This window comes from Thermoanaerobacter uzonensis DSM 18761, from assembly GCF_900129115.1.
Classification (GTDB): domain Bacteria; phylum Bacillota; class Thermoanaerobacteria; order Thermoanaerobacterales; family Thermoanaerobacteraceae; genus Thermoanaerobacter; species Thermoanaerobacter uzonensis.
Map to the genome: position 1 here is coordinate 65,596 of NZ_FQUR01000013.1, position 20,011 is coordinate 85,606.

The 20,011-nt window shown below is 33.1% G+C and carries 21 protein-coding genes, 5 tRNA genes, 1 other RNA gene, 1 pseudogene and 1 other annotated feature; of the genes and pseudogenes, 25 read left to right on the forward strand and 3 right to left on the reverse strand.

Features of this window, described 5'->3' with window-relative positions; genetic code table 11:
• Positions 1-13: 13 nt before the first annotated feature.
• Both ytvI and BUB32_RS12975 read right to left on the reverse strand, forming a co-directional pair.
• On the reverse strand, positions 14-1,078 hold the full coding sequence (gene ytvI / locus BUB32_RS08590; protein WP_072969033.1) for a sporulation integral membrane protein YtvI: 1,065 nt from the start codon (positions 1,076-1,078) through the stop codon (positions 14-16).
• A 103-nt stretch (positions 1,079-1,181) separates the two neighbouring features.
• Entirely contained in the window at positions 1,182-1,352 is a 171-nt protein-coding gene (locus BUB32_RS12975) for a hypothetical protein (protein ID WP_200773870.1), read from the reverse strand.
• A gap of 138 nt (positions 1,353-1,490) precedes the next feature.
• Here BUB32_RS12975 and lepB point away from each other — a divergent pair, with 138 nt between their 5' ends.
• From lepB to BUB32_RS08610, 4 genes are all read left to right on the forward strand, one after another.
• Complete coding sequence (gene lepB, locus BUB32_RS08595) at positions 1,491-2,021, forward strand: signal peptidase I (protein WP_072969034.1); 531 nt, start codon at positions 1,491-1,493, stop codon at positions 2,019-2,021.
• Positions 2,022-2,068: 47 nt separating this feature from the next.
• Positions 2,069-2,259: a binding site (T-box leader), on the forward strand.
• A gap of 36 nt (positions 2,260-2,295) precedes the next feature.
• Complete coding sequence (serS, locus tag BUB32_RS08600) at positions 2,296-3,567, forward strand: serine--tRNA ligase (protein ID WP_072969035.1); 1,272 nt, start codon at positions 2,296-2,298, stop codon at positions 3,565-3,567.
• Positions 3,568-3,649: 82 nt separating this feature from the next.
• Positions 3,650-3,738, forward strand: a tRNA-Ser gene (locus BUB32_RS08605).
• Positions 3,739-3,770: 32 nt separating this feature from the next.
• Positions 3,771-3,864, forward strand: a tRNA-Ser gene (locus BUB32_RS08610).
• Positions 3,865-3,924: 60 nt separating this feature from the next.
• Here BUB32_RS08610 and BUB32_RS08615 read toward each other — a convergent pair.
• Entirely contained in the window at positions 3,925-5,142 is a 1,218-nt protein-coding gene (locus tag BUB32_RS08615) for an LCP family protein (RefSeq protein ID WP_072969036.1), read from the reverse strand.
• Between the two features lie 201 nt (positions 5,143-5,343).
• Here BUB32_RS08615 and BUB32_RS08620 point away from each other — a divergent pair, with 201 nt between their 5' ends.
• The 21 genes and pseudogenes from BUB32_RS08620 to ffs all read left to right on the forward strand — a co-directional run bounded on the left by BUB32_RS08620 (position 5,344) and on the right by ffs (position 19,773).
• Positions 5,344-8,073 (forward strand): UPF0182 family membrane protein, encoded by a 2,730-nt coding sequence (locus BUB32_RS08620; protein WP_072969037.1) that lies wholly within the window; start codon positions 5,344-5,346, stop codon positions 8,071-8,073.
• A 70-nt stretch (positions 8,074-8,143) separates the two neighbouring features.
• A tRNA-Arg gene (locus BUB32_RS08625) sits at positions 8,144-8,220 on the forward strand.
• A 458-nt stretch (positions 8,221-8,678) separates the two neighbouring features.
• Positions 8,679-8,964: pseudogene (locus tag BUB32_RS13420) on the forward strand (transposase); the annotation flags it as partial.
• Positions 8,965-9,267: 303 nt separating this feature from the next.
• Positions 9,268-9,525: a type II toxin-antitoxin system Phd/YefM family antitoxin gene (locus BUB32_RS08640; RefSeq protein WP_072969039.1), complete on the forward strand. Its 258-nt coding sequence runs from the start codon at positions 9,268-9,270 to the stop codon at positions 9,523-9,525.
• Positions 9,510-9,758, forward strand: a complete 249-nt coding sequence (locus BUB32_RS08645; RefSeq protein ID WP_072969040.1) for a Txe/YoeB family addiction module toxin — start codon at positions 9,510-9,512, stop codon at positions 9,756-9,758. The genes BUB32_RS08640 and BUB32_RS08645 overlap by 16 nt, the downstream gene beginning before the upstream one ends.
• Before the next feature lie 142 nt (positions 9,759-9,900).
• Entirely contained in the window at positions 9,901-10,071 is a 171-nt protein-coding gene (locus tag BUB32_RS12835) for a hypothetical protein (protein ID WP_159428537.1), read from the forward strand.
• A gap of 147 nt (positions 10,072-10,218) precedes the next feature.
• Positions 10,219-10,452, forward strand: coding sequence for a hypothetical protein (locus BUB32_RS08650; protein ID WP_072969041.1), 234 nt, complete (start codon positions 10,219-10,221; stop codon positions 10,450-10,452).
• Positions 10,449-11,546, forward strand: coding sequence for a glycosyltransferase family 4 protein (locus BUB32_RS08655; RefSeq protein WP_072969042.1), 1,098 nt, complete (start codon positions 10,449-10,451; stop codon positions 11,544-11,546). The genes BUB32_RS08650 and BUB32_RS08655 overlap by 4 nt, the downstream gene beginning before the upstream one ends.
• Positions 11,547-11,676: 130 nt before the next feature.
• Entirely contained in the window at positions 11,677-11,826 is a 150-nt protein-coding gene (locus tag BUB32_RS12710; protein ID WP_143152802.1) for a peptidoglycan-binding domain-containing protein, read from the forward strand.
• A 208-nt stretch (positions 11,827-12,034) separates the two neighbouring features.
• The gene (locus BUB32_RS12715) at positions 12,035-13,384 is read left to right on the forward strand and encodes a hypothetical protein (RefSeq protein WP_234949259.1); all 1,350 of its coding nucleotides are present in this window, start codon (positions 12,035-12,037) and stop codon (positions 13,382-13,384) included.
• On the forward strand, positions 13,351-13,668 hold the full coding sequence (locus tag BUB32_RS08670; protein WP_072969043.1) for a hypothetical protein: 318 nt from the start codon (positions 13,351-13,353) through the stop codon (positions 13,666-13,668). Before BUB32_RS12715 ends, BUB32_RS08670 begins: the two co-directional genes overlap by 34 nt.
• A 51-nt stretch (positions 13,669-13,719) precedes the next feature.
• Positions 13,720-14,001, forward strand: a complete 282-nt coding sequence (locus tag BUB32_RS08675; RefSeq protein ID WP_072969044.1) for a hypothetical protein — start codon at positions 13,720-13,722, stop codon at positions 13,999-14,001.
• Between the two features lie 365 nt (positions 14,002-14,366).
• Positions 14,367-14,762, forward strand: coding sequence for a TNT domain-containing protein (locus BUB32_RS08680; RefSeq protein ID WP_072969045.1), 396 nt, complete (start codon positions 14,367-14,369; stop codon positions 14,760-14,762).
• Between the two features lie 1,524 nt (positions 14,763-16,286).
• Positions 16,287-17,009: an SGNH/GDSL hydrolase family protein gene (locus BUB32_RS08690; RefSeq protein WP_072969046.1), complete on the forward strand. Its 723-nt coding sequence runs from the start codon at positions 16,287-16,289 to the stop codon at positions 17,007-17,009.
• Between the two features lie 82 nt (positions 17,010-17,091).
• Positions 17,092-17,772: a response regulator transcription factor gene (locus BUB32_RS08695; protein ID WP_072969047.1), complete on the forward strand. Its 681-nt coding sequence runs from the start codon at positions 17,092-17,094 to the stop codon at positions 17,770-17,772.
• A 120-nt stretch (positions 17,773-17,892) separates the two neighbouring features.
• A complete protein-coding gene (locus tag BUB32_RS08700) occupies positions 17,893-18,381 on the forward strand; it encodes a hypothetical protein (protein WP_072969048.1) in 489 nt (162 codons plus the stop codon).
• 10 nt (positions 18,382-18,391) lie between these two features.
• Positions 18,392-18,613: a hypothetical protein gene (locus BUB32_RS08705; protein ID WP_072969049.1), complete on the forward strand. Its 222-nt coding sequence runs from the start codon at positions 18,392-18,394 to the stop codon at positions 18,611-18,613.
• 183 nt (positions 18,614-18,796) lie between these two features.
• A complete protein-coding gene (locus BUB32_RS08710; protein WP_072969050.1) occupies positions 18,797-19,243 on the forward strand; it encodes a nucleoside deaminase in 447 nt (148 codons plus the stop codon).
• A 4-nt stretch (positions 19,244-19,247) separates the two neighbouring features.
• Positions 19,248-19,338: transfer RNA gene (locus tag BUB32_RS08715), tRNA-Ser, on the forward strand.
• 55 nt (positions 19,339-19,393) lie between these two features.
• Positions 19,394-19,487: transfer RNA gene (locus tag BUB32_RS08720), tRNA-Ser, on the forward strand.
• A 19-nt stretch (positions 19,488-19,506) separates the two neighbouring features.
• An RNA gene (gene ffs, locus BUB32_RS08725) (signal recognition particle sRNA large type) lies at positions 19,507-19,773 on the forward strand.
• Positions 19,774-20,011 lie beyond the last annotated feature (238 nt).

Sequence of the window (20,011 nt, forward strand, 5' to 3'; positions counted from 1 at the left end):
AAAAGCCCATCTTTTATTTCCAAGGAGGGATAATTTCTGCTTTTTGAAGAGCTTTAAATACTACCACAAATACAGGCCCCATGATAAACCCTGTAAAACCAAAAAGTTTTGCACCTATAAACATAGAAAGAAGTATCACGAGAGGGTGCAATCCTATTGTATATCCTAATATTTTTGGTTCTACTATTTGTCTCACAACTGTTATAAATCCATACAATATCAAAAGATATATTCCTATCATGTAATTTTTTGTAATTATATGGTATATAGCCCACGGAATGAGTACAAAACCGGACCCTAATGCAGGGAGAAGGTCTGCTAAACTTACTAAAAGTCCTAAAAGGAGATAGTATTTAATACCTATGATAGCAAGACCTATAGAAGCTTCCACAAAAATCATAAATAAAACAATAAAAGTGGCTTTAAGATATCCAAACATTGTTCTAAAAAGGTCTATTTGAATATTCTTAGCGTGCATTGACCATTGTGAAGGAAACTGCCTTTTTATAAAGTCTAATATTATATACTTGTCTTTACTCATAAAAAAAGCAGATACAAAAGAGATTAAAGTCATAAAGAGAAAATTGGGTAATTTAGTAGCAAGAGTCAAAAGCCATGTAGCAATTTGTTTAGCTAGAGCTGAAATATTATTTGCAATTGTTTGTATTTCACCTTCAATAAACGATGTAATATCAGGAGGAAGAGTCACATAATATAATTTTATTCTTTCAATTAGGTTTAAAACATAGTTATTTATATTTTCTGTATGATGGGTAGCTATATCAGCTAAAGTATTTAGTTCATAAACCAATTGTGTTATTGCAAGAGCAATTAAAGAACTTATTATACCAATTAACAATAAAAGTAATAAAAAAGATGCTAATCCTCTTGGCACCTTTAATTTTTTTTCCAAGAAATTTACACCAGGATCAATTATTACAGCAAAAAGCAAAGCAACTACAAATGGCATCAAGAAAGGAATAATTTTAAATATGACCAAGTAAAATATAATAAAGACAGCAACAATGAGTAGTGTTTTTTTTATTATATCACCGTATCTCAATAGAAAATTATTCACCGTTTTGACCTCCTTCCTTTTTATTATAATATGAGAATTGATAAAAGTCTATCATTAAGAGTAATTGTTGTCTGTAATAAAAAAATCCGCCGAAACGGATTTTTCAAAGGGCGGTTTTTATTTTTGCTATTTCTTTTGATTTTTGTGCAAGTTCACTTCTCGTTATAAGTCCTTTTTCTACCAGTAAATCTATGAGGGAAAGTAAAGCCAGTAAATTTTTGTACTCTGTGTCTTTTATTTCAGCTAAATCTAAAAGATACTCTATTTCTTTCATTTTACATCTCTCCCAAAAAATTCTTTAATTTTATTATTAACAGATATTAGAAAAAATATACATACAAAATAAAAAAATTAGAATTTGTTTGAAGTTTATGTTATAATATCACTGTACTTTTAAGTGAGGAGAGAAAATATGGGCAAAAATGTGCAAAAAGAAATATTAAGCTGGATATTTACTATAGCTCTTGCTTTTTTAATTGCAATGTTCATAAGGACCTATGTTTTTGAATTGGTAGATGTACCTACCGGTTCAATGCTAAATACTATTCAAATAAATGATAAATTTATTGTAAACAAATTTATATACAGGTTTGAACCTGTCAAAAGAGGGGATATTGTAGTATTTCGTTTTCCTGACGATCCAAAGGTTAATTTTGTAAAAAGAGTTATTGGTATTGGTGGAGATGTGATTGAAATAAAAAATGGTCAGTTAATAAGAAATGGGAAAGTAGTGAAGGAACCTTATATAAAAGAACCAATGAAGGGAAATTTTGGTCCATATGTAGTTCCACCTGGTCATTATTTTATGCTGGGAGATAATAGAAACCAATCGATGGATAGTAGGTTTTGGGAACACAAGTACGTATCGAAAGATCAAATTTTGGGCAAAATAGTCTTTAGAATATGGCCTCCCGATCGAATTGGTTCTATGTCTGGAAAATAGCTATTGAAAGTAAAGTGATAAAGTAGTATAATATTGAAAAAAGAAATATGTTGGCAATGAAGGGACGAGTAGTAAGTATAAACTTTTAAGAGAGCTGGTGGCGGGTGAGAACCAGTAAGTTTTACTTATGAATTCCATCCCGGAGCTAAGGTGTAATGACCTTCGGGCGACCGTTAAATCATGTGGAGGGCTTGTTTAAGCCGAAAGAGGGTGGCAACACGGTATTCCCGTCCCTTTATGGGACGGGAATTATTTTTTAAAGGAGGTGTATCAGGTGTTAGATGTAAAAAGAATAAGAAGCAATCCTGAAGCTGTAAAGCGGGCTATTGAGCTTAAAAAAGACAAGGCAGATATAGATAAATTTTTAGAATTAGATGAGAAAAGAAGGCAGATGTTAGTAGAATTAGAAGCATTAAAAAATCGGCGAAATGTAGAGTCAGATAATATTGCAAAACTTAAAAGAGAAGGAAAAAATGCTAGTGACTTGATAGGTGAAATGAAGGAATTGTCCGACAAAATTAAAGAAAAGGAGCAAGAAGTAAAAGAGGTAGAAGAAGAATTAGAGCGAATTTTGTGGACAATCCCTAATATACCTCACGAGAGCGTGCCAATCGGTGATAGCGATGAAGATAATGTTGAAGTAAGAAGATGGGGTGAACCAAGAAAATTTGACTTTGAACCAAAGCCTCATTGGGAAATAGGGGAAGAATTGGGTATTTTGGACTTTGAAGCTGCAGCGAGAGTAACAGGCTCCAGGTTCACTTTTTACAAAGGTCTTGGGGCTCGTTTAGAAAGGGCACTTATAAACTTCATGCTGGACTTACACGTTGAAAAACATGGGTATACTGAGGTGTTTCCCCCATTTATGGTACATAGAAGGAGTATGCTTGGCACAGGACAACTTCCTAAATTTGAAGAAGATGCTTTTAAAGTTTACGATACTGATTATTTTTTGATACCCACAGCAGAAGTGCCTGTAACCAATATGTACAGAGATACAATAATAGATGGTGACGAGCTTCCAATATATCATTGTGCTTATAGCGCATGCTTCAGACAAGAAGCAGGTTCTGCGGGGAGAGATACAAGAGGACTTATAAGGCAGCACCAATTCAATAAAGTTGAACTTGTCAAATTTACAGAACCAGAAAAATCCTATGAAGAATTAGAAAGAATGACTAAAGATGCTGAAGAAGTTTTACAGGCATTAGGACTTCCTTACAGAGTAGTGGCTATATGCACAGGAGATTTAGGTTTTACTGCTTCAAAGAAATATGACATAGAAGTTTGGATGCCAAGCTATGGAAGATATGTGGAAATATCCTCTTGCAGTAATTGTGAAGATTTTCAAGCAAGAAGAGCTAATATAAAATACAGACCTAAAAATGGAGGAAAAGCACAATATGTCCATACTTTAAATGGTTCTGGGGTTGCTGTAGGAAGGACTTTTGCTGCAATATTAGAAAACTATCAGCAAAAAGATGGTTCAGTTGTCATACCGGAAGTTTTAAGACCTTACATGAGAGTAGATGTTATAAAGAAATAAATGTATTATATTCAAATATTATACTTCTAAAGCATATTGACAACGCTGCTGGTGTATGATATACTTTATATCGTCCCAGCTGGGAGAGGTGTCCGAGTGGTTTAAGGAGCTGGTCTTGAAAACCAGTGACTCCTCACGGAGCCGTGGGTTCGAATCCCACCCTCTCCGCCAGAAAGTTAATATTTCTTAGGAGCAACCAGCGTGGAGAAGTACCCAAGATGGTGAAGGGGCGGTCCTGCTAAGACTGTAGGTCGGGGATAACCCGGCGCGAGGGTTCGAGTCCCTCCTTCTCCGCCATTTTATTATGTGGTTGCTCTATTTTTCATATAAAGAATAAAAGTAGGCTTTTGCCTACTTTTATTCTTTGTCTTTGCCTAATATAACTGTCACATCTACTCTTGCATCAGGTGAGATATCTTTTTCTACATTGGTTATAAAAAGTGTTTTTGCAACTTTTTTAGCTTTTTCTTCATTAGTTCTCGCATATACGTGGGAAGAAGTAAAAGTCATACCGACGACGTTTCCAATCTTCACAACATCAAAACCTTGGTTTTTTAAAATTTCAGCATATTTTGTAGCAAGTCCCGGTATTCCTGCACCGTTTAAAACTTCTACTTTTATGTCTTTATTTTCAAGTAAAGACGTAGTTGAATTATTTGAGCTTGAGACTTCATTGCTGAAAAGTTCTTTTATTATTTCTTGAGCTTTTAAACTGTCTACAAAGAAATAACTGGTATTACCATCATATCGTCCTTCTCCAGGAAGGGTTCTTGCATCTATAGATGAAGGCTTGTCTTTTATAAATTGATAAGCGTATTGAGTTATCTCGGAGGCAGTTAGGTCTGTTTTCAAATATTGACTAACTGTTATTGCTAAAGAAGGTACTTTTGGCAATATTGAGGGTTGTAGTATTTTTTTTAATAAAGCTTGGAGAAATTGATGCTGTGCATTTATTCTTCCAAGGTCACCGTCTACATAACCATGTCTATATCTTACAAACTGAATTGCCTTTTCTCCATCTAATACTTGCCTACCTTTTTTTAAATCTATATGAAGAGGGGGATTTGCACTGTTGTCATCGTATTTCATGTTAAAAGGTACATCGACTTCTACTCCTCCAATTGTATCTATTATTTTCTTGAAACCTTCATAATTTAAAATTACATAATTATCAATTTTGATATCTAATAAATCTTCTATTGCTTTTTCTAGCCCTTCAATTTTTTCTTCAGAAAAGGCAGCATTTATTTTTTTCTCTTCTGGAGCGTTAAATCCTGGCCTTGGATAGTATGTATCTCTTGGAATTGATAATATATTTATTTTTTTGTTTACAGCGTCATAGTTTATTACAAAAATAGTATCTGATAAATTGTTTTCATCACTGCCTACAAAAAGAATGTTTTTATTTTCTATAGCTTGTTCTTTATTTTGAGACTCATTTTTACTAACGGTAGAAGTATTTTTTTCATTTGAAACAGGAACATGGATATTTTTATAAAATATATAAGTTCCTACACCTAGGGAAAGGACGATACCTATTATAATAAGAATTATTATTTTTAGTATTCTTTTCATGGCTTTTCCTCCTATAACTACCGTACCATTATTTTGCTTATATAATGAATATATAGCATTTTAAAAATTAAAAGTCAATTAATAGAATGTTACAAGTTATTAAATATTTATTAAGTTTATCTTTCTTCTTTCTCTAAGACTACATATTAAGATTATGATATAATTAATAAAAAGAAAAGCTATGAAAAAGGGGTGCTGAGTTTGAAAAGACCTAATATTTTTTTAATTTCTTTTATCATTTTAATTTTTGTGATTTTAGGAATTATTGTAAGTTTTATAAACATCCTCGTGGATTTTCAATGGTTTTCTGATTTACATTATTTTGATGTATTTTTTAAAAAATTTTTGACTCAGCTTACAATGGGCGTGCCGATTTTTGTTCTTGTATTTATGGTTTTGTGTTTTTATACAAACAAGATAATAAGAGATTATGTTAATTTTGCACAGGATATAATCGTTAAAAAAAATATTAACATATATAGAAGATTAGGTATTGCTATTTCTCTATTAATTGCACTATTTATAACGCTATATGCAGCGACAAATTGGTGGAATGATTTATTGTTTTTTGTAAATTCTGTAGATTTTAATGAAACTGACCCCATATTTCATAAAGATATTAGCTTCTATATGTTTAAATTACCTCTTTTTTATGATATTTATAATCTTTTAATTGTGTTTATACCTGTGATAATAGTTGTCGTAATAATCGCGTATGGACTAATGTACTTGTCTGATAAAACGAGGTTTTACGAGATTTCAGATAGAGACGGGAATTTATTTAAAGCCATTTATAACAAAGACATTTTAATAAAAGCATTTAAAGAAGTTGTCCTCTTAGGATTTATCTTTTTTGTACTCATGGGCATAGGGCATTATTTAAAAGCTTTTAAACTTTTGTATTCTACCAAAGGTATAGTTTTTGGAGCGACTTATACTGATATTCACGTTTCACTGCAATTTTATAGGGCACTTGCAATAATTTCTTTTGTAGCAGCTATTTTGCTTTTGATAGGATTTTATAAGAAAAATATAAAATATATAGTTGCTGCTCCGGCTATTATAATAATTTTAGCAGCCATAATGGTGATCACTGAAACAGCCGTTCAGAATTTAATTGTTTCTCCTAATGAGTTAGACAAAGAAAAAAAATATATAAGCTATAACATAGAATACACAAAAAAGGCTTTTGGGTTAGATAGAGTAACAGAAGAAAATTATGATATGAAAAAAGAGTTAACTCCTAAAGTTTTGGAAGAAAATAAGGCTACTATTGATAATATAATGATTAACGACTATAGACCAGTTAAACAGGCATATAATCAATTGCAAGCGATAAGGCTTTATTACAAGTTTAATGACATTGACATAGATAGGTATACAATAAATGGAAAATACAGGCAAGTATTTTTAGCAGCAAGAGAGATGGACCACGAAAGTTTATCTCCTCAAGCAAAAACATGGATAAATTTACATTTAAAATACACCCATGGCTACGGTGTAGTAATGTCTCTAGTCAATGATGTTACACCAACAGGCCAACCGGCTATGATAATAAAAAACATACCACCTTCTACCGACACGGATATAAAAATTGATAGGCCTGAAATTTACTTTGGAGAACTTACTAACGATTATGTTATTGTAAATACAAAAACTGGAGAATTTGATTATCCTTCTGGAGACAAAAATGTCCAGACAAATTATAAGGGAACTACAGGTATACCTATGACATTTATAAACAGAGTACTTTTTAGTATATATACCAAAGATGCAAGAATTTTATTGTCTACTGATATAACAAAAGACAGTAAAATAATGATATATCGTAATATAGAGCAAAGGGTTTCTAAAATAGCTCCTTTTTTGCTCTATGACGATGACCCTTATATTGTAATAGATAATGGCAAATTATATTGGATAATAGACGCTTACACATATTCTACTAATTATCCATATTCTCAACCTTATAGGAGTATGGGAATCAATTATATAAGAAATTCTGTGAAAGTAGTTGTAGATGCTTATAATGGAGATGTTAAGTACTATATTTCAGACAATAATGATCCTTTAATAAAAGTATATAGCAAAATTTTCCCTACATTATTTAGAGATATAAAAGAAATGCCTCATGGTTTGAAACAACATATAAGGTATCCTCAATTTCTATTTGACATTCAAGCAGAGGTTTATAAAAATTATCACATGACTGACCCACAAGTGTTTTACAATAAAGAAGACGCATGGGATATTGCAAAAGAAAAATTTGAAGATAAAATAGAGTACCAAGAATCTCAATATATGATAATGAGGTTACCTGGGGAAAGCAAGGAAGAATTTATTTTGATGATACCTTATACTCCTGCGACAAAAGCCAATATGGTGGCGTGGATGGCTGCAAGGATGGATGGTAATGACTACGGCAAACTTATTGTATACAAATTTCCTAAAAATACAATTGTATATGGACCTTTGCAAATAGAAAACATGATTGATCAAGATCCTAATATTTCTAAAGAATTGAGTTTGTGGAACCAACAGGGCTCAGCAGTCAGTAGAGGAAATCTCCTTTCGATTCCGATTGATGATTCTATGCTTTATGTAGAGCCTTTGTATATACAGTCGCAAAATCAGAATGCATTGCCAGAAGTAAAGAGAGTTATTGTAGCTTATAAAGACCAGATTGTAATGGAAGATACTTTAAAAAATGCTTTAAATAAATTGTTTAACCTGAATACTCAGCAAATACCTCAGCAAAATGCACCTTCAAATACAGCAAATGATACACAAAAGCAGCTTATAGAGAACGCTCATGAAACATATCAAAACGCCATGGAAGCAGTTCAGAAAGGAAATTGGTCTGATTTTGGCAAATATATGGAGGAATTAAGGAAGATATTAGATGAATTAAATAAAAGTGTGAAAAAATAATATAAGGGAAAATAAAGAGGATTACAATTGAAATCAAAATTAAAATATGTTATTATATATTATAGCTTAAGCGCCCGTAGCTCAATTGGATAGAGCGCCTGACTACGGATCAGAAGGCTGGGGGTTCGAGTCCCTCCGGGCGCACCAGAATGCTTGAAAATACTAAGTTTGAAAGAATATAAATCTCTTATTTTTTTGTTTTTCCCACACTTTTCCCACAAAAGTTTTAGTTAGATATAGAGAATTACAGGACAATTAAAGATTCTACGACATAATAAAAATAAAGAGAGGAGAACCCCCATTTTTATCGAAGCAAATCGTTTAATGTTTCAACCGCAGTTATTTTTTCTTTTGGCATTACGTGAATATATATGTTTGCTGTAGTTGAAACATCAGCGTGTCTTAAAAGTTCAGACACAACCTTTAGTTGTAAATACATATCCGTTTTCAATATCGTTAAGGTAGGCCGAGCCTACCTTTAATTTTTCGGTTCTATAATAAATGTTGGGGTGTAGGTGAGAAAAGAATAAAAATAGAGCACTTATTCTGAATGCCTGCTATAATAGAAGTGGAAAAAACAATCTAAAAAGGAGGCATCAGAATAAGTGCAAGGTAATTATATCACAAATTTCCTAGAATCTGAAGAGATAATTTGGGAAGGTGTTATAGAAAATGACAACAGAATAGAACTGCATACTAAGATGAAACAGAAACCACATTGGGAACTCTGGAGGCAGGAAATATCATTGCATTATTGTAGACCCAAAAGAAAGAAAAATATTAGATATTTTAGAAGACTAAAAACAAGAGAATTTAAGTGAATATTTCAAAAGATTTAAAGACAGGAATAAAGTAAAGTGGGTTATTATAGACATGTGGAGACCTTTTTCACATTATAAGATTTGCAAGAAGTGCTTTTGACGTTATAATCTTCGACTTACCCAATAAGGCTGATGAAATTGTCAGTACTGTCTTAGAAAATTCGAGAAAAAAGATTATAGTATCATCCGGGCTTGTAAGTGAGGCAAGGCGAATAAAAGAACTGGATGAAGACTTTCTTGTCGTAATAAACTCTCCAAGCAGGCAGTGGATGCTTTATTATAATTGCTGCTTTTTACAACATCCTAAAAAAGTTAAAAATTTTTGTTATGTACATTTTTATGTACGTTATAATTATTTACAGAGGTGATTTAAATGAAGACAATGCCTGTAACAAAAGTAAGACAAAACATATATAAAATAATTGAGCAAGTAAGGGAAAACAGCGAACCAATCCAAATAACTTCTAGAAAAGGCAACGCAATTTTGATTTCTGAAGAAGACTGGAACGCAATTCAAGAAACATTGTATTTGTTATCAGTACCTAACTTAAAAGAAAGTATTATGGATGCAGATAAAACTCCATTAGATGAATGGAAGGATGAGGAAGATTTAGGATGGGATATAAACTAAAATTTTCAAAATATGCTTTAAAAGATGCAAAGAAACTAGAAGAATGCGGATTGGATAAAAAAGCAAAAGAAATTTTAAAAATATTAAAAGAAAATCCTTATCAAAATCCTCCTCCTTATGAGAAATTAAAGGGAGATTTGCGAGGGAAGTTTTCAAGAAGAATAAATATACAGCATAGAATAATATACGAAGTTCTGGAAGAAGAAAAGGTTGTAAAAATCTATAGGATGTAGACACACTACGAATAAAAAGCCAGTAATACAGTAGCAGGCGAGCCCAAAGCCTGCTTTTTTTATTTTATGTAGGTACAAAAAATCTAAAAAAGAGCTAATAGGCGGACTACAGTACAGGGAATAAACAGAAACGGTTTTAATTTTGAACGACGTAGAAAAAATTGCAAAGGTAAAAAACTATCTAATACTGGTGCAGTATAGATGTACAAAAGCGACGGAAATAGAAATATTATGCCTGGAGGAACAGGAAGAAATGTTTCTGGAATGTAGTATAAGGACAATAAAAGCAGAAGAAATGCCGATGAAGCTTTAATAACTCTTCATTTACAAATTATAAAAATAGGAATTTTCTTTTTAACACATATTTAACAAAAAATTTCATGGAAAAGCTAAACTTAATAAAGAATTTATCGAAATTTCGAAATAAATAGTATAAAATAACACAAAAGGATGGATTTATATGAAATTCATACCCAAAGAAATAAAAGTAGGAGGAAGAATAATGGTTCTTCCATATGACCAATATCCTCTTGATGAAAATGAAGAAGGATTTTTTATACTTGATTTTTCAAGAAAATTTGAAGACCCTGACCTATCAAAATTTCCGGTTTTGCCTATCAAAGTTTCTTCAAAGCAGGAAAGGTATCTAATCAAAAAATACAACGTAATACTGGGGGAGTTTAAAGACTTATGATAAACATAAATTTTAAAGCTAATTATAAGATTTTACACTTTACAAATGAGATAGGCAAATACATGGCTGGTGGTATAGCAACATATATAGATCAATTGTACAAACACCATACAGAAGACACAGGATTTGTTCATTTTTATGATGATGAGATACTTACTGACATAAGAATAGAATCATATCCTGGCATAAAAGACATATTATCAGTTTCATATAAAGAAATAGGGAGATTAAAAGAGATAAACTTTCAGATAGCTATAGTTCACTTTTACGGTTTAAGTTTCATAGCAGAGGAAGAGATCCTAAAAAATAAAAAACTGGTATATGTAGTTCACTCGGTTCCCGCGACAGAACCATATGCAATAGAAGATCCATTTGGAGGAAATTATCAAATACAGAAAGACTTTGAAACACTGTCTTACAGAGCAGATGCAATAATTTGTGTGTTAGAGGCAGAAAAAGAAAAATTAAAATCACTTTATCCCGAACTAGAAAACAAGATTTACGTCATACACAATGGAATGGAATTTGACAGCGCAGATAGTATAAAAAGAAATGTAAAACCAACTAGAAGAAACTTTGGCTTTATAGGAAGGCTTGACTATAGAAAAGGACTTTTAGAATGTATAAAAGCATTTAAAAAAATAGACGGAGAACTTCATATTGCCTGTGATAATCAGGATCCTTTTTACCTGAGCGCAATACTTAACTACATTGAAGCTGCAGAAATGCAAAATAAAATACACTTTTATGGATGGTGCCATGGTGAAAGAAAAAAAGCATTTCTAAACTCACTTGATGCCCTTATAATTCCTTCGCTTTATGAGCCTTTTGGGTATGTAGTTCTGGAAGCAATTAATGCAAAAACTCCAGTAATAACAAGCAGAAATGGAGGAATTTCTGAAATTATAGGTGAGTACAAATACACTTTTGATCCTTATCAAGAAGGAGAACTGGAAAAAGCAATAAAGACATTTCAAGAAGATACAGTAGAAGAAATAGAAAAAGAAATGGAAAAACTTTATAAAAGAAAAGAACTCTTCACAGCACAGAAAATGGTAGAAAAGTATACAGATTTATTCAACTCTCTCTTATAACGTAAATTATACGCCAAAACACTGGCGTGTAATTAATAAATTCAATACAAACTCAGAAAGAGAGGTGAGATATGTAGATTTTCTTATTGACCACACAACAAAAGAAAAATAAAATAAGGGAGAGGAGAAAATGTATGCATTAGAGACAGGGGGAAGTTACAAAACCTCAGCAATTTCTTCAAAACAAAGCGGATACCTATCAAAAGGCTCAAGAGGAGAAGACGTAAAGGCGGTACAGCAGGTATTGAACAAACTGGGATATTTCTACGGGTGGAGTTGACGGTATATTTGGCAAAAACACAGATGCAGCAATAAAAGCCTTTCAAAAAGCGAATGGCCTCACACCAGATGGAATAATAGGTCCCCAGACACTTAAAGCACTAACAAAAGCAGCAAGCAGCATATCAACTGCAAATGAAGTACCAAAAGCAAATACAGCATCGACGCCTGTAAAATCTGTAACATCAAGTAGTGGTAGTACAACACCTGTGCAACAAAAAAACTCAAACTTTTATCAAGCACTGCAAAACACATCAAATACAAAAATAGCAGGCATAGCATATTTAGCTCAAACAAATACAAATAAAAACTATAGTGGGAGCACAACAGCCTTATATAAAAGTGCGAGTGCATCACCTTCTGTTATTCCTCTAGGAGGTAGTACCACAACAGGGCTAACCAACAATAATGATGCAATAACAGCCTATACAGTATACAGCAAAAGTGGGAGCGCAACGCCTGTGCAAACGAATGGAAGCCCTTATCCATCATATCTTAAAAGCGCGAGTATAACGCCATACATATCAGCAAGCACCACACCAGTAATATACAACAAAGATGGCAGCACGACACCAATAGCAGGTGGAAGTACAACACCAAAGATAAATATAATTGCCGGGCAAATAAATGGAAGTACAACACTACAAAATTATAAAATATACGACAAAAACGGACAGATAACAATAAATCAGCAAAATGTAAATACAGTAACAGTATTAAAAAATTTTGGAGAAGGCATGGGTGATGCAGTAGTTGATACATTAAAAGGAGTATGGACAATAGCAACACATCCGGTAGAGACTGCACAAGGAATAGCTTATGCAGCAACCCATCCTGCTGAGACAGCAAATGTAATAAAAAATGAAGCAATAAAAATATATAACGACTTCAAAACAGGAGATGCAAATACAAAATCGAAAATAGCAGGAAGGATAGTAGGGGAAATAGGGTTAGCAGTAGTAGGAACAAAAGGGATAGACAAAGGAGTTAAAATATTAAAAGAGGCAACAGTAATAGCAGGAACTGCGAAAGCATCGGAGGCAGCAGTAGATATAACAAAAGCAGGGAAAGCAGTGGGAGTTGTAGAAAAAGCTGCAGTAACGGCAGTAAAAGAAGTAACAACACAAACTACAGAAAAAGCAACGTTTAAAGAATTAAGAGAAGTAGCAAGATTTTTAAAAGAAAGTGGAATAAATGACATTAGCGATAGACGTTCCATAATAGAAGCCTTTAATCCGGGTGCAAAGGTTGTAAAAGTAGAAAAAGATTTTAAAGCATACAGATATTTCGGCGGTAAAGCTAAACCACGTGGTCATTGGCTAACAGACAGACTTTTAAAAGATCCGGAGAATGAACTTGCATTGCCACCTAAAAATAAAGCAGAAAAGGTACCGGAGTGGATAATTCCAAAAGGGACAAAGGTATTAGATGGAACAGTAGCACCACATGAAAAGTGGGGAAGACCGGGAGGAGCAAGACAGATATTTCTGCCGAATCCAGAAGTATTGAAGGAGGGTAAGAACGCATGGTCCTTAAAAGGAACAAATTATACGAAGTAAGAGAACTAATAGAAGCAATAGATGATGTAATACCCGAGCTTGAGAAAGAGATAGAAAACAGGAAAAAAGGTATACCAGGATATGGAGAAATAAACCAACTTGAGTTTATAAAAAAAGAATTAGAAGAATTAAGGAAAATGGCAATAGAGAACAGATTACCACCTAAGAACAAAAGGGCATTGGAGTATCCATGGTATTTCACAGATGGTTGGGAAGTTGAACCCCAGATAAAGAGAAAACTTTGGGATGTCGCGCGAATGTATGAAAGACAGCTAAAAGATTAGAATATGCAAGGGTATACCTGGCAGATTTTTAGTTATAAAGGAGAGGTAAAAATGATAGATTTAAAAACAGGGGAGATAATAATAAACTCAGATTTAATATTATCACCAAAATTAAGTCTTGAAGAGTTCAAAAAAACAAGATATTATACCGGACAAGATGAAAAAATGTACATGAGCATAGGAGGACCTCACAAAATAGACGGAAGAGATTTCTACATTAGTTTATATTTCAAAGATTCCTTCTTAAAAGAAGTTTCACTTGCAATGGACAGTCCACTTATAAAAGAATGGAATAATGAACCTAAGAGGAAAGAAATACATGTGAATATTTAAGAAGTAAAGGGATAGAATTAAAGAGAACACGGGATGGTGAATATTATAAAGAAGATGTAGCAGAATTTGACTGGGGAGAAATTGCATCAACCTTTGAGGCTAAAGGTTATACAAGCGATATACTTGTTATTTACAAATAAACGTTGAATTGGACTAATCTGCCAGGATAGTCCTGGTACATTAGTCTATCATATCAAATGAAAAGGTTGTACATTATACAATAAAAATAATAAAATAGGGAATACAGTAAGAATAAAATAAAAATACTAAGAATTTGATAGTATAGATTGCGAAAGCAGCGGATGCAGCAGTAGATGTAGCAAAAACAGAGAAAGTGGTGGGAGTTGCAGAAAAAGCAATAAAGAATGTTTCCGAAGGACGGAGAAAATAGAAACAACAACTGTAAAAAAGCGACTTCAAGCATATCAAAAGTGGTCTCAAAATGGCTTGACAAAAATGGCAAGCCTATATGGCCGCTAAATGATGAATTTGAAGGTACACCAGTAAAGAAGGTATTCAAACCAGGAGAGAGATTTGATAGATATGGAAAAGAGATAAATGGATATTTTACGGCACCAGTAGGGACGCCATTTGAAATGAGGTCATTTCCACCGGAAAACAAAAAATTGCCATATAGTGTATATGAGGTAATTAAGCCATTTGAAGGGCTTGAAGGCAAGACAGCACCATGGTTTGACCAGCCAGGAGGAGGAACACAATATAAAATGCCAAAAAAACGTAACAGGAAGGAGCGGAAATAAATATTACAATGACCTTTCTCCAAAAGTTTGGGATGCATTTTTCTACGATCCACAAGACCAACCTAATTACGTTGTGGCTGAGGTATAACCTGGAAAATTCAAAAGAACTTTTACGAAGTCTGGTTTGTGCCTCAGGCAGTAGCTTTAATACAGTCTCCAGCGACACTGAGAGAATACTGAAACAGCGCAAGTGCTGGGCACTTGGAGGCTGGCATTTACTGCGAACTCATAAAGATATTTTTAAAAGCTGGCACTGGCGCTATCTTTATCCTGTCTATTTTGACTTTAAAAGAATATCTTAAACAAAAGCAAGAAGAAAGAATATTCACAAAATAGAGTGCAGCGGTTTTGGCTGCACTTTGTTTTTATAATAAATGTTGGAGTGGGCAAAAAGAAATCTGAATCATTTTTGCTATTTCGGGATGTAGTTTAAAAAATACTATGTCTTCACGGCATGGACAGTGCAAAAACCGCATTTTTTATTCCCACACTTTTCCCACAAAAGTTTTAGAAAGTTATAGAATGTTTTAGTACGTTAAAGTACAAAAATCAAAAATCAGTATTCATGCGGGTTGCAGGGAAATATAGGAGGTAATAGTTTGTTTGAAACGGATTAAAAGGCTGGGGGTTCGAGTCCCTCCGGGCTCCGGCAGGGTACCGGGCACTCGGCCCTGCCTTCGCCCTCGGTCTTGCTAAGTTTTGTTATCGTTTTGTAACAAGTCACTCCTTATGCAAAATATCTCCTTTACGGAAGTTTGTCTACAGTCTGACTCTCACCTACAAGGTGAGAGTCGGTTTGTTGACAAAAAGCCGAAATATTAAAATTAAGATATTTTTCATCGTTATTCTGATATTTCAAACCGAAAAAACTAAACTTGACCGTTGGGTTTTGGCAGGATACCTCGGCATACATTCTCCTCTCCTAGTAACGCATCCGATTCTCTTTGCTACGGTCCTGCATCCACCAGAGGTCTTTCTAAGCTTTGTTAGTGCTTTCTCACAAGCTGCACCAATTTAACATATTTACTCTGAGCAAATGTATTTAAGAACAGCTATTATTATGCTTTTAAAGTCATACCTATATAAAATATTACAGGTATTGCTATAGCATGAATAAGGATCCACCAACCCCAACCTATAGAAGGAGTCCATTTTACCATATTTTCACCACCTTATATATTGGTTCATAATTTATTATGTTTGATTTTGCATTATTTATACTTTAAAGTTTTATTCTTTTTTTAGTTTAAATACGTAGATTATTTCTCAATTATTATGAAATTATAACAGAATACGAAAATATTTATATAAAGTTAAGGGTATTGGCATTGTGCTGATACTCTTTTTATTATTTGGACTCGACTAACATTATTTTGCACAAAGATATGGATTTCTTTTATTGGTTTAAAAGGTTATTGGTGGTATAATGATAATGGAAATTGCTAAAAAATTAACTTTTGCTACAAAATGGTTGATGTCAGTTGATATTTTGGCAAATAAAAATTTTATGATGGAGTGGTAAAAATGGCCAGTATGACATTGCAAAATTATTATGCCATTGTTATAACAGGGGACTCTATTTCAAAGGGTGTAGTATATAGCGAAGAAAAAAATAAGTATGTTATATCGGATGTAAATTATATAAATTTACTAAAAGACAATATAAAAGGAACAGTAAAAAATATTGCCAAATTTGGGAACACTCTTTTAAAAGGTATTGACACTTTGAAGAGGTACTTGTCAGATAAACCTGATATAGTTGTAATAGAATTTGGAGGAAATGACTGTGATTTTGATTGGGAAGAAATTGCAAAGAATCCTCATGCTGAGCATAGACCCAAAACAGATTTTTATATTTTTAAAGAAAAGCTCAAAGAATTGATAAAATTCTTAGAGGATGCAAACATAATTCCTGTGTTAATGACATTACCTCCTTTGGATGCTGACAGATATTTTAAATGGATAAGTAAAAACAGTGAAGAGAGGGGTGAAAACATTTTAAAATGGTTAGGCAGTGTGACTAAAATATATTGGTGGCAGGAAAAGTATAACTCAGCTATATTAAGTATAGCAGAAGAAACAAAAACAAGGCTTATTGATATAAGGAGCGCTTTTTTGGATTACCCGGATTTTAGGCAATTTATTTGTACTGATGGTATTCATCCTAATGAGAGGGGACATAAAATAATAGCACATAAGATATACGAATATCTACAGAAAAATTATACGCATCTTTTAAAGGAGTGAATGTATAAAATTAAACCAAAATTTTGTAGTTTTTTATTGCACTATCAATCAATATATATACGATGTTATGGGAGGGAAATTTATGAAGAAGATACTTGTATGTGATGATGAAAATTCTTTATTGAACATGTTAAGTATTATTTTAAAAAAAGAAGGATATGATGTAATATGCGCACAAAATGGGAAGGAAATTATTGAGAAATTGAAAGAAAACATACCTGATCTGATTGTTCTTGATGTAATGTTACCTGATGTAAATGGGTTTGATATTTTAAAAACAATTTCGTCGAAATATAAAATACCTATTTTAATGCTGACGGCGAAAAGTGACATAATTGATAAAGTTCTGGGTCTTGAATTTGGAGCTGATGACTATATTACAAAACCTTTTGATACACGTGAATTTTTAGCAAGAGTAAAAGCACTGTTAAGGAGAATGGAAGAAGTAAAAAAAATAAGCACGACATTTAGCTATAAAGAGCTTTTTGTTGATTTTGATCAAAAAGTTGTTAAAAAAAGCGGCAATCCTTTAAATTTAACGCCTAAAGAGTTTGAGCTTTTAAAAGTTTTAATCGAAGCAAAGGGGACTGTTTTGTCAAGAGATGAGTTACTTGACAGGGTATGGGGTTATGACTACTGCGGTGATACAAGAACTGTGGATATTCACATATTGCGTTTGAGGAAAAAAATTGAAGATGATGTTTCTAATCCAGTTTATATATTAACAGTTTATGGCTTTGGATATAAATTGGGTATAAAATAAAAATAAAGAAAAATTAATAAAAATGTAGCAGGATTGAAACAAGAATGTAACAAGAATGAAACAATTGGAATTTATAATGTAATTGTATGAAATTATTAGAATAAATTTGGAGGTGCTGAAGTGAAATCTATAAAATTATTAATTTTATTTATTTGTTTTATATTACCAATCAATTTAACCGCATGCAAAAGTACAAATAATGGAGATATAAAGCCAGTAAAGAGCAACAAAGATATATCCATTAATATGACCATTCAAGACAAAGATGCGACTAAGGTTATTTATGAATTTTATAAACTTGTGGTAGAAAAAAAGCCCGATGAATATACAAAGTTATATACAAAAGAACATAGAAAGTTATTAATGGATGAAAATGTAAAAGATGATATAAAATATATAAAAAGTGCAACTATAAAAGATGTAAAATTTTTAAAAAGTATGCCTCAAGAAAAAGGTACCCAAGAATATAAAGTAGAAATTGACCTTCAATATGAAGGAGTACCTGAGGATTTAAAGCCAATTGCAATTTCGGGAGAAAGGACATTATTTATTACATTAAAGTTTGAAGATGGTGGATGGAAAATTGCCTCTATTGGAACAGGACCATAGGAGGTAGATAATGAAAATTAGAACAAGAATTTTAATATATTATACTAGTGCATTTATTGCTATTATTACATTGATAGGTTACTTTATGTTAAATTCTATAACTAATTATATCATTAAAAATACGGTCAACAACTTGATTGACAATATTTATATAAATCGAGAAATAAACGTATACCGCATGAAAATATTTTTTAAAATTTTAAGAGCAATAAAATACATGCAAGTCATATAAAGAACATGACAGACTAAGCCATGAATTAGGTAAGTTTCAGGGGTTGTCTTAAAAAATCCTACAGTATCTTGACACTATCTAAGAGAGGAGTATACTTGACACTTAAATAATTCTCTGATAAAATACCTTTATGCAGAGTGTAAATAAAAAAGCAAAAGTTAATTTTGCTTGTGGTGGAGTATAATGATTAATAAGTTTATGGAGGCGGCTCTTTTAGAGGCAAAGAAAAGTTACCTACTTGGAGAAGTACCTGTTGGAGCTGTTATTGTAAAAGATGGACAAATAATTGGAAGAGGCTTTAATCAAAAAGAATCGTCAAATGATGCAACAGCTCATGCAGAAATATTAGCGATAAAGGAAGCTTGTAAAACTCTTGGCAGTTGGAGACTTGATGACTGTAGCATATATGTAACTTTAGAGCCTTGTAGTATGTGTGCTGGAGCTATTCTAGAGGCTCGTATAAAAAGAGTATATATAGGTGCAGAAAGCGATAAGTCTGGTGCTGCAGGTACAGCAGTTGATATTTTAAATAACAGCTATTTGGGAAGTAAAACAGAAGTGTATTTTGGAATAATGGAAGAAGAATGCAAAACTCTTTTAAAAGATTTTTTTGAAAACTTGAGGGGATAAGTGCGGAGAGATGGCTGAGTGGTCGAAAGCGCTCGCCTCGAAAGCGAGTGGGCGAATTTTTCGCCTCGTGAGTTCGAATCTCACTCTCTCCGCCATGAAAATTGAATAAAACGGTGGAGTAATTATATGGGTTGAAGTCCAGTAAAACGTGGAGAGATGACCGAGTGGACGAAGGTGCACGACTGGAAATCGTGTGTACCCTTTAAAAGGGGTACCGAGGGTTCGAATCCCTCTCTCTCCGCCATGAAAAAGGTAATTCTTGGCCGTACTAGATGGGGAGGTAGCGGTGCCCTGTAACCTGCAACCCGCTATAGCAGGGTCGAATTCCCAGGCTGAGGCTTGACCATTGTAAGGTCTGGCATAAGTAAGTGGCGTTGATACTTGAGTCCTGCGCAACGGAAATTTGCGAACCCCGTCAGGTCCGGAAGGAAGCAGCGGTAAGCAAACACTTCCGTGTGCCGCAGGGGAGCTTGAGTGGAGCTAACTGCTTATGTAACGCTTATGGTGGCAGGTCGAAGCTGGGTGTACGGCCTTTTATTTTTTATTTTTTTTTTGCCTATTATGTTCTCAAAAACCATATCTTTAGCTTTTAAAAATTTTGTGATGTTTGGGATGCACTTATTCTGAGTCTATTTTTGTGGGAGGCATTCAGAATAAGTGCGCTATTTTTTTATGGGTGATTTTTGCCTACTCCAATGTTTATTCTAGACCCCATATTGTTTTTTTACATAGCCCTTCTTAAAAGTTTCCGTTTAAGTTTTTATGGGT

Coding starts and splice junctions, on each gene's coding strand:
- BUB32_RS08655 (WP_072969042.1), top strand. CDS start 10,449: ATGATAAACATAAATTTTAAAGCTAATTATAAGATTTTACACTTTACA.
- BUB32_RS08640 (WP_072969039.1), top strand. CDS start 9,268: ATGAAGACAATGCCTGTAACAAAAGTAAGACAAAACATATATAAAATA.
- lepB (WP_072969034.1), top strand. CDS start 1,491: ATGGGCAAAAATGTGCAAAAAGAAATATTAAGCTGGATATTTACTATA.
- BUB32_RS08650 (WP_072969041.1), top strand. CDS start 10,219: ATGAAATTCATACCCAAAGAAATAAAAGTAGGAGGAAGAATAATGGTT.
- BUB32_RS12975 (WP_200773870.1), bottom strand. CDS start 1,352: ATGAAAGAAATAGAGTATCTTTTAGATTTAGCTGAAATAAAAGACACA.
- BUB32_RS08690 (WP_072969046.1), top strand. CDS start 16,287: ATGGCCAGTATGACATTGCAAAATTATTATGCCATTGTTATAACAGGG.
- BUB32_RS08645 (WP_072969040.1), top strand. CDS start 9,510: ATGGGATATAAACTAAAATTTTCAAAATATGCTTTAAAAGATGCAAAG.
- BUB32_RS12710 (WP_143152802.1), top strand. CDS start 11,677: ATGTATGCATTAGAGACAGGGGGAAGTTACAAAACCTCAGCAATTTCT.
- BUB32_RS08680 (WP_072969045.1), top strand. CDS start 14,367: ATGTTTCCGAAGGACGGAGAAAATAGAAACAACAACTGTAAAAAAGCG.
- BUB32_RS08710 (WP_072969050.1), top strand. CDS start 18,797: ATGATTAATAAGTTTATGGAGGCGGCTCTTTTAGAGGCAAAGAAAAGT.
- BUB32_RS08695 (WP_072969047.1), top strand. CDS start 17,092: ATGAAGAAGATACTTGTATGTGATGATGAAAATTCTTTATTGAACATG.
- BUB32_RS08615 (WP_072969036.1), bottom strand. CDS start 5,142: ATGAAAAGAATACTAAAAATAATAATTCTTATTATAATAGGTATCGTC.
- BUB32_RS08705 (WP_072969049.1), top strand. CDS start 18,392: ATGAAAATTAGAACAAGAATTTTAATATATTATACTAGTGCATTTATT.
- BUB32_RS08675 (WP_072969044.1), top strand. CDS start 13,720: ATGATAGATTTAAAAACAGGGGAGATAATAATAAACTCAGATTTAATA.
- BUB32_RS08670 (WP_072969043.1), top strand. CDS start 13,351: ATGGTCCTTAAAAGGAACAAATTATACGAAGTAAGAGAACTAATAGAA.